The sequence below is a fragment of the Antiquaquibacter soli genome, from assembly GCF_030580675.1.
GTDB classification, from domain to species: Bacteria; Actinomycetota; Actinomycetes; order Actinomycetales; family Microbacteriaceae; genus Rhodoglobus; species Rhodoglobus soli.
Map to the genome: position 1 here is coordinate 197124 of NZ_JAUQUB010000002.1, position 14060 is coordinate 211183.

Annotated in this window: 15 protein-coding genes; 12 read left to right on the forward strand and 3 right to left on the reverse strand. The window is 71.3% G+C overall.

Annotation, left to right across the window (positions count from 1 at the left end; translation table 11 throughout):
• Nucleotides 1-74 precede the first annotated feature (74 nt).
• From Q5716_RS10995 to Q5716_RS11035, 9 genes are all read left to right on the forward strand, one after another.
• Entirely contained in the window at nucleotides 75-1364 is a 1290-nt protein-coding gene (locus tag Q5716_RS10995; protein WP_305003184.1) for an ABC transporter substrate-binding protein, read from the forward strand.
• Nucleotides 1358-2296 (forward strand): carbohydrate ABC transporter permease, encoded by a 939-nt coding sequence (locus Q5716_RS11000; RefSeq protein ID WP_305003185.1) that lies wholly within the window; start codon nucleotides 1358-1360, stop codon nucleotides 2294-2296. Before Q5716_RS10995 ends, Q5716_RS11000 begins: the two co-directional genes overlap by 7 nt.
• Entirely contained in the window at nucleotides 2296-3159 is an 864-nt protein-coding gene (locus tag Q5716_RS11005; protein WP_305003186.1) for a carbohydrate ABC transporter permease, read from the forward strand. Before Q5716_RS11000 ends, Q5716_RS11005 begins: the two co-directional genes overlap by 1 nt.
• Nucleotides 3156-5753, forward strand: coding sequence for an alpha-L-rhamnosidase (locus tag Q5716_RS11010; protein WP_305003187.1), 2598 nt, complete (start codon nucleotides 3156-3158; stop codon nucleotides 5751-5753). The genes Q5716_RS11005 and Q5716_RS11010 overlap by 4 nt, the downstream gene beginning before the upstream one ends.
• Nucleotides 5746-6771, forward strand: a complete 1026-nt coding sequence (locus Q5716_RS11015; protein ID WP_305003188.1) for a LacI family DNA-binding transcriptional regulator — start codon at nucleotides 5746-5748, stop codon at nucleotides 6769-6771. The genes Q5716_RS11010 and Q5716_RS11015 overlap by 8 nt, the downstream gene beginning before the upstream one ends.
• Nucleotides 6772-6780: 9 nt before the next feature.
• Nucleotides 6781-7125 carry a hypothetical protein gene (locus Q5716_RS11020; RefSeq protein WP_305003189.1) on the forward strand — a complete coding sequence of 115 codons (345 nt, stop codon included), beginning with the start codon at nucleotides 6781-6783 and terminating at the stop codon, nucleotides 7123-7125.
• A 9-nt stretch (nucleotides 7126-7134) separates the two neighbouring features.
• Nucleotides 7135-7509 (forward strand): DUF2255 family protein, encoded by a 375-nt coding sequence (locus tag Q5716_RS11025; protein ID WP_305003190.1) that lies wholly within the window; start codon nucleotides 7135-7137, stop codon nucleotides 7507-7509.
• Nucleotides 7510-7571: 62 nt separating this feature from the next.
• Entirely contained in the window at nucleotides 7572-8135 is a 564-nt protein-coding gene (locus Q5716_RS11030; protein ID WP_305003191.1) for a TetR/AcrR family transcriptional regulator, read from the forward strand.
• Nucleotides 8136-8214: 79 nt separating this feature from the next.
• Complete coding sequence (locus Q5716_RS11035; protein WP_305003192.1) at nucleotides 8215-9630, forward strand: MFS transporter; 1416 nt, start codon at nucleotides 8215-8217, stop codon at nucleotides 9628-9630.
• Between the two features lie 37 nt (nucleotides 9631-9667).
• Here Q5716_RS11035 and Q5716_RS11040 read toward each other — a convergent pair whose 3' ends face one another.
• A complete protein-coding gene (locus Q5716_RS11040; RefSeq protein ID WP_305003193.1) occupies nucleotides 9668-10441 on the reverse strand; it encodes a helix-turn-helix transcriptional regulator in 774 nt (257 codons plus the stop codon).
• Nucleotides 10442-10490: 49 nt separating this feature from the next.
• Between Q5716_RS11040 and Q5716_RS11045 the strand changes: the two genes are divergently transcribed.
• Nucleotides 10491-10913, forward strand: a complete 423-nt coding sequence (locus tag Q5716_RS11045) for a DUF2000 family protein (RefSeq protein ID WP_305003194.1) — start codon at nucleotides 10491-10493, stop codon at nucleotides 10911-10913.
• A gap of 36 nt (nucleotides 10914-10949) precedes the next feature.
• Nucleotides 10950-11600: an NADPH-dependent F420 reductase gene (locus Q5716_RS11050; protein WP_434056613.1), complete on the forward strand. Its 651-nt coding sequence runs from the start codon at nucleotides 10950-10952 to the stop codon at nucleotides 11598-11600.
• A gap of 81 nt (nucleotides 11601-11681) precedes the next feature.
• Here Q5716_RS11050 and Q5716_RS11055 read toward each other — a convergent pair whose 3' ends face one another.
• Complete coding sequence (locus tag Q5716_RS11055; RefSeq protein ID WP_369523979.1) at nucleotides 11682-12218, reverse strand: GIY-YIG nuclease family protein; 537 nt, start codon at nucleotides 12216-12218, stop codon at nucleotides 11682-11684.
• Nucleotides 12219-12304: 86 nt separating this feature from the next.
• On the opposite strand from Q5716_RS11055, the gene Q5716_RS11060 reads away from it, so the two are divergent.
• Nucleotides 12305-12865, forward strand: coding sequence for a hypothetical protein (locus Q5716_RS11060; RefSeq protein WP_305003195.1), 561 nt, complete (start codon nucleotides 12305-12307; stop codon nucleotides 12863-12865).
• Nucleotides 12866-12871: 6 nt separating this feature from the next.
• On the opposite strand, the gene Q5716_RS11065 is transcribed toward Q5716_RS11060, so the two are convergent.
• Nucleotides 12872-13972, reverse strand: a complete 1101-nt coding sequence (locus tag Q5716_RS11065; RefSeq protein WP_305003196.1) for a methyltransferase domain-containing protein — start codon at nucleotides 13970-13972, stop codon at nucleotides 12872-12874.
• Between the last annotated feature and the right edge of the window lie 88 nt (nucleotides 13973-14060).

Consider the following 14060-nt stretch of genomic DNA (forward strand, 5'->3'; position numbering starts at 1 on the left):
TGTGTGGAACGTTCTCCGTAGAACGTTGCACTAATCTAACGTGTACTGCGATCTGAACCCAATGGAGGGCTCACATGAAATCCACGTCCCTCGCGGCGGCCACAACGGTGGTCGTCCTCGCGGCCTCCCTCGCCGCGTGCTCCGCTCCCGGCGGCGGCGACGACGCCGCCGCGTCATCCATCACCATCTGGCACAACTCGGCCGACTCCCCGGCAGTGCTCGACCTCTACGAGCGGTTCGAGGCCGAGACCGGGATCGCCGTCGAGCTCGTCGACATCCCCTCGGACGCCTTCGAGTCGACAACGACGACGAAGTGGGCGACGGGCGACCGGCCGGACATCCTCGAGTACCACCCCGTGAAGTCGGCGCTCCTGCCCCTCAACCCCGCCGCGAACATGCAGGACCTCAGCGACCTGCCGTTCGTCGAGAAGTCGGGCGATCTGTACCCGGCGATGGGAACGGTCGACGGCGTCGTGTACGCGGCGATCACCGGCTTCCCCTCGATCTTCGGGGTGTACTACAACAAGCAGGTGCTCGCCGACGCGGGCCTCGAGCCCCCGACGAGCTTTGAGGACCTCCAGTCGATCTGCGACGGGCTCGCCGGGTCCGGAGTCGCCCCGATCTACGAGTCCGGGGGCAGCGCCTGGCCGACCCAGATCCTGCCGCTGCTCTACGGCTCCGAGTTCAACGCGGGCGACGAGTACGGCAGCGCGGTCGCGGCGAACGAGCGACCGCTCACCGAACCCGACGGCCCGTTCGTGAAGGGCCTCGAGGCGTACGCGAGCCTGCGTGACAACGGCTGCTTCAACGCCGACGCCACGTCCGGCACCTTCGAGAACGCGATCACCGCGGTCTACGACGGCACCGCAGCCCTCACCGCCCTGCACTCGGACGTCTACGCGAGTTTCCTCGCGGCGGCCGGCGATGACGCGGCTCTCCTCGACGAGACCGTCGGGTTCGTCCCGGTCTCGGCCACCGAGCCGGTCGTCGCCTATGCGGGCGGACCGATCGGCACGTTCTATGCGCCGAAGACTGGGGATGCCGCGCGCGAGGCCGCGGCGATCCAGTTCATCGAGTTCGCCACGGGCGCCGGCTACCAGGACCTCGTCGATGCGGGACCGGCATTCCCGGTGATCGACGGCGTCACGACGCCCGACGACTTCTCGGAGCTGCAGCTCGCCTTCAAGGCGGCGTACGACGACGGTGCCGCGGTCGCGTTCAACTCGAACATCGCCGGGTTCGGCGGGTTTGCGACGGAGACCACGAAGCTCCTCGCGGGCCAGACGACGCCCGCCGAAGCAGCGGACAGCATGCAGGCACAGGTAGAGCAGGCATCGAAGGCGGCGGGCCTGCCCGGATGGTGATCTCCTCGTCGACCGCCCCCGTGGTGACCGGCACCGGCTCCCGTCGCGCTCCGGCGCGGCGGGGGCCGTCCCGCCTGCTCCGCACGAGGTGGTTCTGGTTCGCGGCGCCGTCGCTGGTACTCGTCCTTGTCTTCTTCGTCGTCCCGTTCGTGCTCAACGTGCCCTTCGCGTTCTCGTCGTGGTCGGGCTACACCGACGTCATTTCGTTCGTCGGGATCGACAACTTCGCCGTGATGTGGGAGCGGGGCATCCTGCCGAACGCCCTTCTGGTCACAGTGATCTACGCGGTCATCGCGATGACCGTTCAGAACGTGGTGAGCATCTCGCTCGCCCTCGCCCTGCGGGACACCAACCGCGTCAACTCGTTCTTCCGCTCGGTGTTCTTCCTGCCCGTGCTGTTCTCGCCGCTCGCCGCCGGCTACATCTGGCGCGCCATCGTGAGCTCCGACGGTCCCGTCAACTCGGTCATCGGGTGGTTCTCGCCCGGATTCGACTTCGCGTGGCTCGGCAATCCCGCCACCGCTCTGTTCACGGTCGCGTTCGTCGACGCGTGGAAGTGGTGCGGCATCGCAACCCTCGTCTACATCGCCGGTCTCAACTCGATACCCCAGTCGATGCTCGAGGCGGCGTCCCTCGACGGGGCGGGAGCATGGCAGCGCTTCTGGCGAGTCGTCTTCCCGTTGCTCGCGCCTGCGTTCACGTTCAACATCGTCACCACGCTCATCGGCGCCCTCTCGGCCTACGACGTCGTGGCCTCGACGACCGGCGGTGGCCCCGGCATCAGCACCGTGACCCTCAACATGGCCGCGGTCCAGCAGTTCGGGCTCTCCTACTTCGGTACCGCGAGCTCGCTCAACCTGTCCGTCACCGTGCTCGTCGTGGTGATCGCCGTTCCGCTCGTGGCGTGGCTGCGCAAGCGGGAGGTGGCGTGATGAGCGCCGTGACGGCAGCGTCGGCGCGCCGGCGGATGGTACGGATGCCGGGCATCCTCAAGTACTCCCTCATCGCGCTGTTCGCCGTGCCGTGGGTGGGCGTGCCGCTGTGGCTCATGGTCGTCAACTCGTTCAAGACCCAGGGCGAGGCAGCCGAGCTCTCTCTCGCGCTGCCCGAGCAGTGGGCGATCGTGGAGAACTTCTCCGCGGTCATCACGCAGGGCAACTACCTCACGGGGCTCCGCAACAGCCTCCTCGTCGCCGTGCCGACGATCATCGTCGTGCTCCTGCTCGGCTCGGCGGCCGCGTGGGCCTACGCACGCACCACGAGCCGCTCGTTCCAGTTCTTCTTCTACGTGACGAGCCTGTCGATCCTGCTGCCGCCCGCGGTCATCCCGACCATCTACGTGCTCACAACCCTCCAGCTCGACGGCTCGGTCGCGGGCTACGCGCTCATGATGATGGGTACCCGAATGGGCCTCGTCGTGTTCCTCATCACCGGGTTCGTGCGGAGCCTGCCGCTCGAACTCGAGGAGGCCGCGGCGATCGACGGGGCATCGCGGTTACGCATCTTCTTCTCGCTCATGCTGCCGCTGCTGCGGCCGGTGCTGTTCGTGGGGGGAGTGCTGCTGGTCATCACCGTGTGGAACGACTTCTTCTTCGGCGTGCTCCTGCTCAAGACCTCGGCCAATGCGACGCTGCCCCTCACCCTCTACTCGTTCGCGTCGGCCTCGACGACGTCGCTGCGGTGGAACCTCGTCTTCGCCCACGTCATCATGACGAGCCTGCCGCTCGTGATCACCTACCTGCTCGCACAACGGCAGGTGCTCGCCGGGCTCACCGAGGGCGGGCTCAAGGGATGACCGGACTCGCCCCGGGGCCGGTGCGGTTCGAGCACCTCGGCGCGGATGTCGTGGGCATCGGCCGCGATCGGCCGCGCCTGTCGTGGGACCTCCCGCTCGGGCTGAGGCAGTCGGTCTCCGAGCTGCGCATCGGCGACCGAGTCTTCGCCGGCGACGACTCGCGGGTGCTCGTCGCATGGCCGGACGCGCCGCTGGCCTCCCGCGAGCGCCGCACGGTGCAGGTGCGGGTGCGGGATGCTGCCTCCCCCTGGTCCCCCTGGAGCGAGCCGTCCGTGGTGGAGGCCGCCCTGCTCGAGCCGCACGACTGGGTCGCGCGGTGGGTCGCGCCCGCGGGCGCCGGACGAGACGACCCCCTCCCGCTCTTCCGCAGCCCGCGGTTCACGGTGCGCGCGGGTCTCGAGCGGGCTCGCATCCACGCCACCGCGCACGGTGTGTACGAGCTCGACATCGACGAGGTCCGCGTCGGCGACCGGTTGCTCGCACCCGGCTGGCAGAGCTACCGCCATCGGCTCGAGTTCCAGACGTACGACGTGACCGGGCAACTCCCCGCGGGGGAGCACGTGCTGGGCGCGATGCTCGGCGACGGGTGGTGGCGGGGGCGACTCGGCTTCCCGCTCATCGTGCGGCCCGACGTGTACGGCAGCGGGCTCGCCCTGCTCGCCCAGCTCGAGCTGGAGTACGCGGACGGAAGCCGCGAGGTCGTATCGACGGGAGCCGACTGGTCGTGGGCGGAGGGACCGATAATCTCCTCCGACCTGTACGACGGCGAGCATCACGACGCGCGCCGCGAGCCTCGCGACTGGTCGCCTGTCGCGCTGCCCATCGTTGATCCCGTGCCGCTGGTCGCGGCTCCGGATCCGCCGGTGCGCGTGACGGAGGTGCTCGAGCCGGTCGCGACACTCCGGTCGCCGTCAGGCGCCCTCCTGCTGGACTTCGGGCAGAACCTCGTCGGCCGACCCCGTATCCGCGTGCAGGGGCGAGCCGGCGACGAGGTCGTGCTGCGCCATGCGGAGGTGCTCGAGCACGGCGAGCTCGGAACGCGGCCGCTTCGCACTGCGAAGGCGACCGACCGGTACATCCTCGGTGCCGACGGCGAGCAGGAGTGGGCGCCGCGCTTCACGTACCACGGCTTCCGGTTCGTCGAGGTCGCGCAGTGGCCGGGGTCCCCGCGTCCGGGCGACATCGTGGCGGAAGTTGTGCACTCCGACTTGGAGCGCACGGGGTGGTTCGAGACCGATGACGCGCTCCTGAACCGCTTGCACGAGAACGTGCTGTGGAGCACCCGCGGCAACTTCGTCGATATCCCGACCGACTGCCCCCAGCGCGACGAGCGCCTCGGGTGGACGGGCGACATCGCCGTGTTCGCGCCGACGGCGGCGTTCCTCTTCGAGGTCGGCGGGTTCCTGGAGTCGTGGCTCGCCGATCTGCGACTCGAGCAGCGACCGGATGGCACGGTGCCGTTCTTCGTCCCCGAGCTCGAGCTCCCCGCCGAACTCGCCCACCTTCCGGGGCTCGCGCTGGCCCCAACGGCGGTGTGGGGGGATGCGGCCGTCACGGTGCCGATGGCCCTGTTCGACCGCTCTGGCGACGTCGGGCTGCTCGCGCGGCAGTACGACAGCATGCGCGCGTGGGTGGATCGGGTTCTGGAGCTCGCGGGCCGGAGCGGGGTGTGGGACGAGGGCTTCCAGTTCGGGGACTGGCTCGACCCATCGGCTCCGCCGGAGCATCCGTCGCAGGCCATGACCGAGACCGCGCTCGTCGCGACCGCCTCGCTCGCGCGATCCGCTCGGCTGCTCGCCCGGGCCGCATCGCTCCTCGGCCGCACCGACGACGAGCGGCGCTACCAGAGCGAGGCCGACCGCGTGGGGACGGCCTTCCGCGAGCGGTTCTGGCGCGGTGACCGCGCCACGAGCGACACCCAGACCGCCTACGCGATCGCGATCGAGTGGGACCTGCTGAACGGTGCCGACCTCGCCGCCGCGGGGGATCGACTCGCGGAACTCGTCCGCGCGAACGGCCACCGGATCGGCACCGGCTTCGTCGGAACCTCGCTCATCCTCGACGCGCTCACGACCGCCGGATACCGGGACGACGCGTACCGCCTCCTGCAGCAGACCGAGGCCCCCTCGTGGCTGTACACCGTGCGCATGGGCGGCACCACGATCTGGGAACGCTGGGACTCCCTCCTGCCCGACGGCAGCGTGAACCCCGGCGAGATGACCTCGTTCAACCACTACGCCCTCGGCGCGGTCGCCGACTGGATGCACCGGACGATCGGCGGCCTCGCTCCCGCCGCGCCCGGCTACCGCGAGGTGCGGATCGCGCCGCGACCCGGCGGCGGGGTGACCCGGGCTCGCACAGCGCACCGCAGCCCGTACGGCCTCATCGAGGTGGCATGGTGGCTCGAGGGGGAGCGCCTGCACGTGGATGCCTCGCTGCCTGCGGGGATCACGGGCATCCTGGACCTGGGCGACGGCGAGGATCGCGTGACTGGTGTCGTCTCGCGGTCGACGAGCTGGCCGCTCGAGGGGACCGAGTCTGCGATCATGGCGTATTCGGATTCGGCGGCGCGGACGGGAGGCCAGGATGACTGAGTCGACCCGGCGCGTCACGATCGTCGACGTGGCGGCCCATGCCGGGGTGTCGACGGCTGCGGCCTCCAAGGTGCTGCGGAACGCCTACGGGGTCAGCGCCCAGATGCGCGCCAAGGTCGAGTCGGCGATCGAGGAGCTCGGCTACCGCCCCCTCGCCTCGGCGCGGGGCATGCGCGGCAAGACCTTCACCATCGGCGTGCTCGTCTCCGACCTGCACAACCCGTTCTTCGCACTCCTCGTCGACGGCATGGCGGAGGTCGTCGAGGCGAGCGGCTACGAATTGCTCGTCGGCCCGGGTGGGGCGAGCGAGGCGGCCCAGGGCAGGATGATCGAGGCCATGGCCGATCGGCAGATGGACGGACTTCTGCTCATCGCCCCGGTTGTCGAGTCCGGCGCTCTTTCCGCCATCGCCGGCCGTACGCCGACAGTCGTCATCGGTCGCCACGGACCCGCCGACGAGTACGATACGGTCGCTGGCGACGATCTCGCGGGGTCGGCGGCGATCGTCGACCACCTCGTCTCGCTCGGCCACGAGCGCATCGCCTACCTGACGCACACTGACGCCGCGAACTCCGACCCGCGGCTCCCGCAGCGAGTCCGCGAGCGGGGCTACCGCGAGGCGATGGACGCCCGGGGCCTGGGCGATCGCATCGACGTCGTCCCGAGCCAGTGGAGCGACGCCGGTGGTCGTGCGACCGTCCGCGCGCTCCTGGAGCGCGCGGAGCTTCCCACCGCCGTCCACGCAGGCGCCGACGTCGCCGCGTACGGAATGCTCACCGAGCTCTGGGATCGGGGCCGATCGGTGCCCGACGAGATCTCGGTTGTCGGCTACGACGACACCCCGACCGCTGCCCTACCGCCCGTGTCCCTCACCTCCGTCGACCAGTCCGGTCACGAGATGGGCGCTTCGGCCGCCCGACTTCTGCTCGAGCGGTTCGAGGGTCGCACGGAGGCCCAGCACGTGCTCACGTCGCCCACGCTCATCCCGCGCCGCACGAGCGGGCCACCGCGAGCGTAGGCTGGCGGAATGGATGAGCCCGACCTGATGTCCGCTCGGGCGGAGGTGCAGCGCACCGACCGCACCGGCACGATCTGGTTTGCGGCGGCGCTCGTCGCCGTGACGCTCTTCGTCGCCTCCCTCGTGCTGAGCGGATGGCGCCCCTCCCTGCTGCCCGCCGGCGCAGCGGTCGCCTGGTGGATCGGCTTCGCGCTCGCCGCCCTCGGCCTCGCCGGCATCGGCTACGCGGGGTGCCCGATCTACTGGGGCAACGTCGAGGTGGCCCACTGGCAGAAGTCGGTGGCGATCCGCGCGGGGCTCGTGCTCTTCCTCATCGGCGGCGTGACGGTCGTCGTGTCGATGCTCGCGGGGTAGGGTCGCGCTATGGGCTGGTCGGAATCGGAGCTCGCGGCGGTCGGCGCCGCGGACGAGCTGCGCATCGCGCCGTACCGCGCGGACGGGTCGCTGCGCGACTTTGTCATCATCTGGGTCGTCCGCTCCGGCGACCAGCTGTTCGTCCGCACCGCGTACCGTCCCGAGAGCGCGTGGTACCGCCACGCGGTCGAGTCGGGTCGCGCCCGCATCCGCGCCGGGGGAGTCGAGCGGGATGTCACGATCGTCCACCTCTCGCCCGATGCCGACCACGACGCCATCGACGCGGCCTACCACGCCAAGTACGACCGCTACGGCGCGAACATCGTGGGCACCGTCGTCGGCGACGTCGTGCGCGAGCTCACACTGCGCCTCGACGCGGCCTGATCCCGGCTGCTGATCGTTCCCCGGCTTGCGCGTCAAGCAAGAGTGAGTGTACAGTCACTCACATGACCGAGCGCAGCTCCATCCTCTCCACCGCGGACGCTCGCCGACCTCTCGTTGCGTCGGCGGCGGTCCGCGAGTTCGCGCGCGGCGGCCTCCACGGCGCCACCGTCGCCGATGTCGCCCGAGCCGCCAAGATCTCGCCCGCCTACGTGTTCAAGCTGTTCCCGCGCAAGGAGCAGCTCTTCGCCGTAGCCCTCGAATCGTGCTTCCAGCAGGTGCTGGAGGCACTCGCGGTCGGGGCCGATGAGGCGGCGGATGACTCGCCCGACAGCATCCTCGACGCCATGGGCGACGCGTACGCGCACCTCATCGCCGACCGCACGCTCCTCATGCTGCAGGTGCACGCGCAGTCCGTCGCGGAGGTGCCGGAGATCGGCGACGCCCTGCGTGCCGGACTCGAGCGAGTCACCCGCTTCGCGAAGGAGCGCTCTGGCGCGAGCGATGCGGCGGTCCAGCGCTTCATCGCCTATGGGCAGCTCTGTCACCTGATCGTCACGACCCGGGTCGAGCAGATCCCCGAGGAGTGGGCGCGTCTGCTCTCCGAGGGCATCACCCACCCCGCGTAACCCGTGCGGCGGGCACCCGCCCGTTCGCATGCCCGCAAGAGTGAGTGAGCAATCACTCTCCAATCGAAAGGAAGAACCCATGTCCACTCTCTCCGCCCCTGCGCCGACCGTGCGCAGCTCGCGCCGTTGGCTGGCGCTGGCCGTGCTCGGCCTCGCCCAGTTCCTCGTCGTGCTCGACGCCTCCATCGTCAACATCGCCCTCCCCGTGCTCGGCGAGCAGTTCGGCATGGACACCGTCGCCCTCGCGTGGGTCATCACCGCTTACGTGCTGCCCTTCGGCGGGCTCCTCCTCCTCGGCGGTCGGCTCGCCGACCGCTACGGGCACCGCCGGGTGTTCCTGATCGGCGTCCTCGGCTTCGCGGTCGCCTCGGCGGTCGCCGGGCTCTCCGTCGGGTCCGGGATGCTCCTCGCCGCGCGAGCCGTGCAGGGTGCATCCGCCGCTCTGCTCGCCCCCGCCGCGCTCGCCCTCGTGACACAGCTCTTCCCGGCTGCTGCCGATCGGACCCGCGCACTCGCCGTGTGGGGCGGCATCGCGGGCATCGGCTCCGCGGCCGGGGTGCTTCTCGGCGGAGTGCTCACCGGCGCCTTCGGTTGGCAGTCGGTGTTCTTCGTCAACGTCCCGGTCGCCGCGGCCGTGCTCGTCGCCATCCCCCTGCTCATCACGCGTGACGAGTCCGCCGCACCGTCGCGGCTCGACATGCCCGGCGCTGCAACGGTGACCGGTGCCCTCGTCGCGGCGGTCGGCGCACTGAGCGCCGTCGAGCAGGTCGGGTTCGCGCATCCGCTCACCCTTGCGCTCGTCGGCGCCGCGCTCGCGCTCGGGGCGGCGTTCGTCGTCGTCGAGCGGCGCGCGGTCGACCCCCTCGTGCCGTTCGCGATCTTCCGCAACCGCACCGTGACGATCGGCAACATCGCGATGCTGCTCACCGGCTCCGCCATGGTGGCGCTGTTCTTCGCGCTGTCCGTCTACATGCAGGCGGTGCTCGGTTACTCCGCGCTCACTACGGGTCTCACCCAGCTGCCCCTCGCCGGGGCGCTCGTGCTCGTCGCGGGCGTGGCACCGGCCGCCGTCGCCCGGGCGGGAGTGACCGGCACGCTCGTCGGCTCGCTCCTGGTGCTTGCCGCCGGCCTCGCGTGGCTCGCGGCCGCGCCGAGCGATGCCGCCTTCGTGGCGCACCTGCTCGGCCCGACTCTCCTCATCGGTGTCGGGCTCGGCGGCGCCTTCGTCACGGCGACCCAGCTCGCCGTCGACGGCGTGCACGGCGGCGAGGCGGGACTCGCCGGCGGACTTGTCAACACGAGCCAGCAGGTCGGTGGCGCGCTCGGGCTCGCCGTGCTCGCCTCGATCGCCGCGAGCCGCACCGACGCTCTTATCGAGTCGGGCGTCGGCACCGCGGACGCGCTCACCGGCGGGTTCTCGTGGCTCTTTATCGGGGCTGCGGTGATCGCGGCGGGCACCGCCGCCATCGTCGCGGTCGCCGGCCGGCGCCGCTGACGTGGGCGGGGCGGGCGGCGAGTAACCGCCCGTCCCGCTAGGCCGCGAACGCGCCCGGCGTCGTGCCCAGCACGCGCCGGAAGTGCCGCGTCAGGTGCGCCTGGTCGTGGAAGCCGGCCTCCGCGGCGACGCGCGCGGGAGGATGCCCGACCAGGAGCAACCGCCGGGCGAGGTCGATGCGGCGCCCGGTGACGTACCGGTGCGGCGAGATGCCGTAGGCCCGGGAGAAGGAGCGGACGAGGTGGCTGGGGTGCGCGCCGAGCAGGCGCGCCGCCTCCGAGAGGGTGAACGACTCGGTGAGGCGGTCGTCGAGCATCGCCCGGAGGCGTCGCGCGAGCGGGGCATCCGTGCGGCCGGCGGTAGCGGTACCCCAGTGCTGCAGCACCAGTTCGGCGAGCGAGAGGATGCTCCCCTCCGCGGCGAGGGTGTCGCCGGGGGACTCGAGCGCCCCGTGGATCGCACGCACCGCGGCGACCGCTCGAGCATCCTGGACGAGTGGTCGCGAGACCGCGGCCGACACCGACCGCGAGGGCAGCCAGTCCTCGTCGAGGTACAGCACCCGCTTGCGGAACGATGCCCCGTCCACGGCGGAGCGGCCGTCGTGCGGCACGTGCGGCGGCAGCAGCGTGAGCGACCTCGGCGCGGCGATGTGCCCCGATCGTTCGAGCGCGTAGCTCACCGCTCCCTCGTCGATGAGCAGCACCGTCCAGGTGTCGTGCGTGTGGGCCGGATAGGCGTGGGAGTCGAAGGTCGCGTGGAAGACCTCGCGGACGGCCGGGACATCCGGATGCCACGCGCGCACGCGATCCATGCAACAAACGTACAAGACCGCCGTCGTGCCACCCCGGGAGGGTGGACTCATGACCGACGCCCCCGTCTTCGATACCAAGGTCGCCGTCGTCCTGCGGGACGACCTCCTGCCCTGGCAGGAGCTCAACGTGACCGCATTCCTTCTGAGCGGCATCGCCACGAGCGAGCCCGGACTCGTGGGCGAGCCCTACCGCGACGCTGACGGCACGGAGTACCTGCCGATGCTGCGGCAGCCGGTGCTCGTGCTGTCGGCGGGGGCTGACGTGCTCGCAGCGGCGCGCGAGAAGGCGATCGGCCGGGGCATCCCGCTCGCCGTCTACACGCGCGAGCTGTTCTCGACGGGGCACGACGCCGCGAACCGGGCCGCCGTCGCCGCGGTCGCCTCCGCCGACCTCGACCTCGTCGGGATCGGCTTGCGCGGGCCCAAGAACGTCGTCGACCGCGTGCTCAAGGGCGCACGGATGCACGACTGACGGAATAGCGCGCGCCGCCCGCCGGTTACCCCTGCCATGACGACGATCGGAATCCTCGGCGCCGGCAAGGTCGGCACGGTGCTCGCGCGACTCGCGCTGGATGCCGGGTACCGCGTGCTCATCGCCGGGTCGGGCGCCAAGGAGCGCATCGAGATCATCGTCGACGTGCTCGCCCCCGGGGCGATCCCCCTCACCGCGCAGGAGGTGGCGGAGCAGTCGGACATCGTGATCCTCGCGCTCCCGCTCGGCAAGTACCGGAGCATCCCCGCCGCCGCGCTCGAGGGCAAGCTCGTCATCGACGCCATGAACTACTGGTGGGAGGTCGACGGCCGCCGCGAGGACCTCTCCGACCCGACCGTCTCGACGAGCCGGCTCGTGCAGGACTACCTGGTGGGCGCGCACGTCGTGAAGGCGTTCAACCACCTCGGCTACCACGACCTCGACGAGGCGCCGGTGCCCGCGGGGGCGTTCGGCCGCGTCGCGATCGCCGTGGCCGGGGACGACGAGGCGGATGTCGCGCGAGTCGCCCAGCTCGTCGACGAATTCGGTTTCGACCCGGTCGTCGTCGGAGGGCTGGATGACGGAGTCCACCTCGGCCCCGGGACCCCGGCGTTCGGCGCTCGCGCCAACGCGGCTGCGCTGCGGGAGCTCTTCCTCGAAGCGGCGTCCCAGGCGCCCGCGGCGTAGCTCGCGCCGAGTTGCGACTTCCGCATCCTCCGCACGCCGAGCATCGCCCGCTGAGCATGCGAAAGTCGCAACTCGGCGCAGCTAGCGCAGCGCGAGCGCCTCGCTGACCCAGCGGGCGTACTCGTTCCACGGGTCATCCACTCCCGCGGAGAGGGCCGCGATGTGGGCGAGCAGCGGCTCGTTCGACGCGAACCACTCGCTGCCCGGGTAGCGGTGCGCCGCGAACTGGGCGTGCCGCCGCTGCTCGAGGGTGCGGCCCCCACGCTCGAACGCGAGCAACTGGTCCCAGTGCAGGGCGGCGAGCCGGCCGCGCGGGTTGCCCGAGGTGCCGATCTTGATGCGGTCGCCGGCGCGGACGTAGTACACGACGTCGACGCGGGCGCTCGCCGCGTCATCCGGGAGCTCGCCGAGCCGCCACTCGCAGATCGCGCACAACCAGCCCGACGGGTAGCGCACGCCGAGCCGCGAGCCGCACGCGAGGCACGGCGAGGGAAGCAGGTCCGTGACGCCCACGTCGCGCGCGACCCAGTCGTAGGCGACCATGAGGTGGGATGCACAGAGCTCGAGCGGTGCGCCCCGCTCGGGCATCCCGCCGCAGCCCTCGATCGCGCACCTCACCCGCCGACCGTAGCGCGCCCCGCCGACAGCGGAGCTCTGTGGCCGCTAGGGTGAGAAATCGTCCGCCGTCATCCCGAAGGAACCCCGTGCGCCGTACCCCGCTCGCCCTGTCCGCCGTCGTCGTCGCGCTCCTGCTCGGTGCGTGCAGCACCGGCGGTACCGCGGCGCCGGACACCGCCGCCCCGCCCGCGTCCCAGTCCACCGACGACGCCCCGGCGACGAACAGCAACGGGTGGACGGCCGACCCGGCGTGCGCGGACTTCGTCGCCCAGCGCTCGGCCGCGATGGAGGAGGCCTACGACCAGCGGGCCGAGCTGGCGGACATCGGTGACCTGCCGTTCACTTTCGCGACGACCAGCTACGGCTGGGACGGTGACGCGGTCGCGTGCGTCTGGAATGTGTTCACGGCCGACGCAGCGGAGCCCGCCGCAATGGAACTGCTCGTGTACGCCGTCGAGGGGGACATCACCTACCCCTTCGCGGCCAACCCCGACCTCACGGCGAAAGAGTGCGCCACGGACGACTCGGCCGGCTGCTACGTGACGGCGGGCGGTGCGATCGTTGTCGCCACGAAGTCCGCGGTCGAGGGCACGGACGCGTTCGCCTCGATGGTGGGCGGCGTGGGCATCCAGAACCTCGCGGGGTAGCCGCGGTCAGCGCTCGAGCCGCACCATCACCTCGGCGTGCGTCGTCTGCGGGAACATGTCGAACACGCGGCCCTCGACGGGGCGCAGCGCCGGCATCCGGGCGAGGTCGCGCGCGAGCGTGGTCGGGTTGCAGCTCGAGTAGATGACGTTCGGCACGCCCGACCGCTCCAGCCAGTCGCACAGCTCGGCGTCGAGTCCGCGGCGGGGCGGGTTGACGACGACGAGGTCGGGATGCCCGCCCGCCCGAACCGCGAAGGCCGTGGCATCCCCGCTCTCGAATGCCACCGACTCGAGCCGCGCGTCGGCCGCGGACCGCGCGGCGCTCGCGACGGCGTCCACCGAGGTCTCCACGCCGAGCACCTCGACCCCGGGCCGCGCGAGGGCGAGGGCGAACCCGCCGACGCCGCAGTACAGGTCCCACGCGGAGCGGATCGGTAGCCCGCCCGCCCACTCCGCGGCCTGCGCGTAGAGGGCGGCGGCGATCTCGAGGTTGGTCTGGAAGAAGCTGCGCACCCCGAGATGCAGGGTCAGCCCGCCGATGCGCATCGGCAGGGTGCCGGCCTCGGTGAGGAGGATCTCCTCCTCTCCCTCGAGCAGGGCCACATGCGCGGGCAGGAGGTTCGCGGAGGCGACGCGCACCGGAAGGTCGAGTCCGGGCAGTGCGTCCCGCAGCGCGGGCAGCAGCGCGTCGGAGCGCAGCACGAAGCGCACCATGAGCTCCCCGTCGGGGTTCTCGGTGACGAGGATGTTCTTCAGCTCGCCCTCGCGCGCGGCGACGTTGTACGGGGTGAGGCCTGCGGCCGTGATGAGCCGGCGCAGCTCGGGGACGGCGGCGCGGATGCCCGGCGTGTGCACCCCGCACTCCTCGAGGTCGACCCCGCGGTACTCGCGGTCGAGGATGCCGAGGGTGGGGGCATCCGTTGTCCCGCCGATCGCGAACTTGGCTTTGGAGCGGAAGTCGCGCTCGGCGCTGGCCCGGGCCGGCAGCCAGTGCGCGTCGACCAGGGAGGCGCAGTACCGCTGCTTCTCGGCGAGCTGCAGGTCGTACGGCTCGCCCATGAGCGAGCACGACCGGCACAGCCCGGCGTCGAAGTAGGAGCACTGCACGCTCTATTGTCGCGCGAGGCCGTTCGCGATCGCCGCCCGCACTGAGTCGCGAGTTACGCCCCTTCCGACATCCGCAACCGCGTCGGGA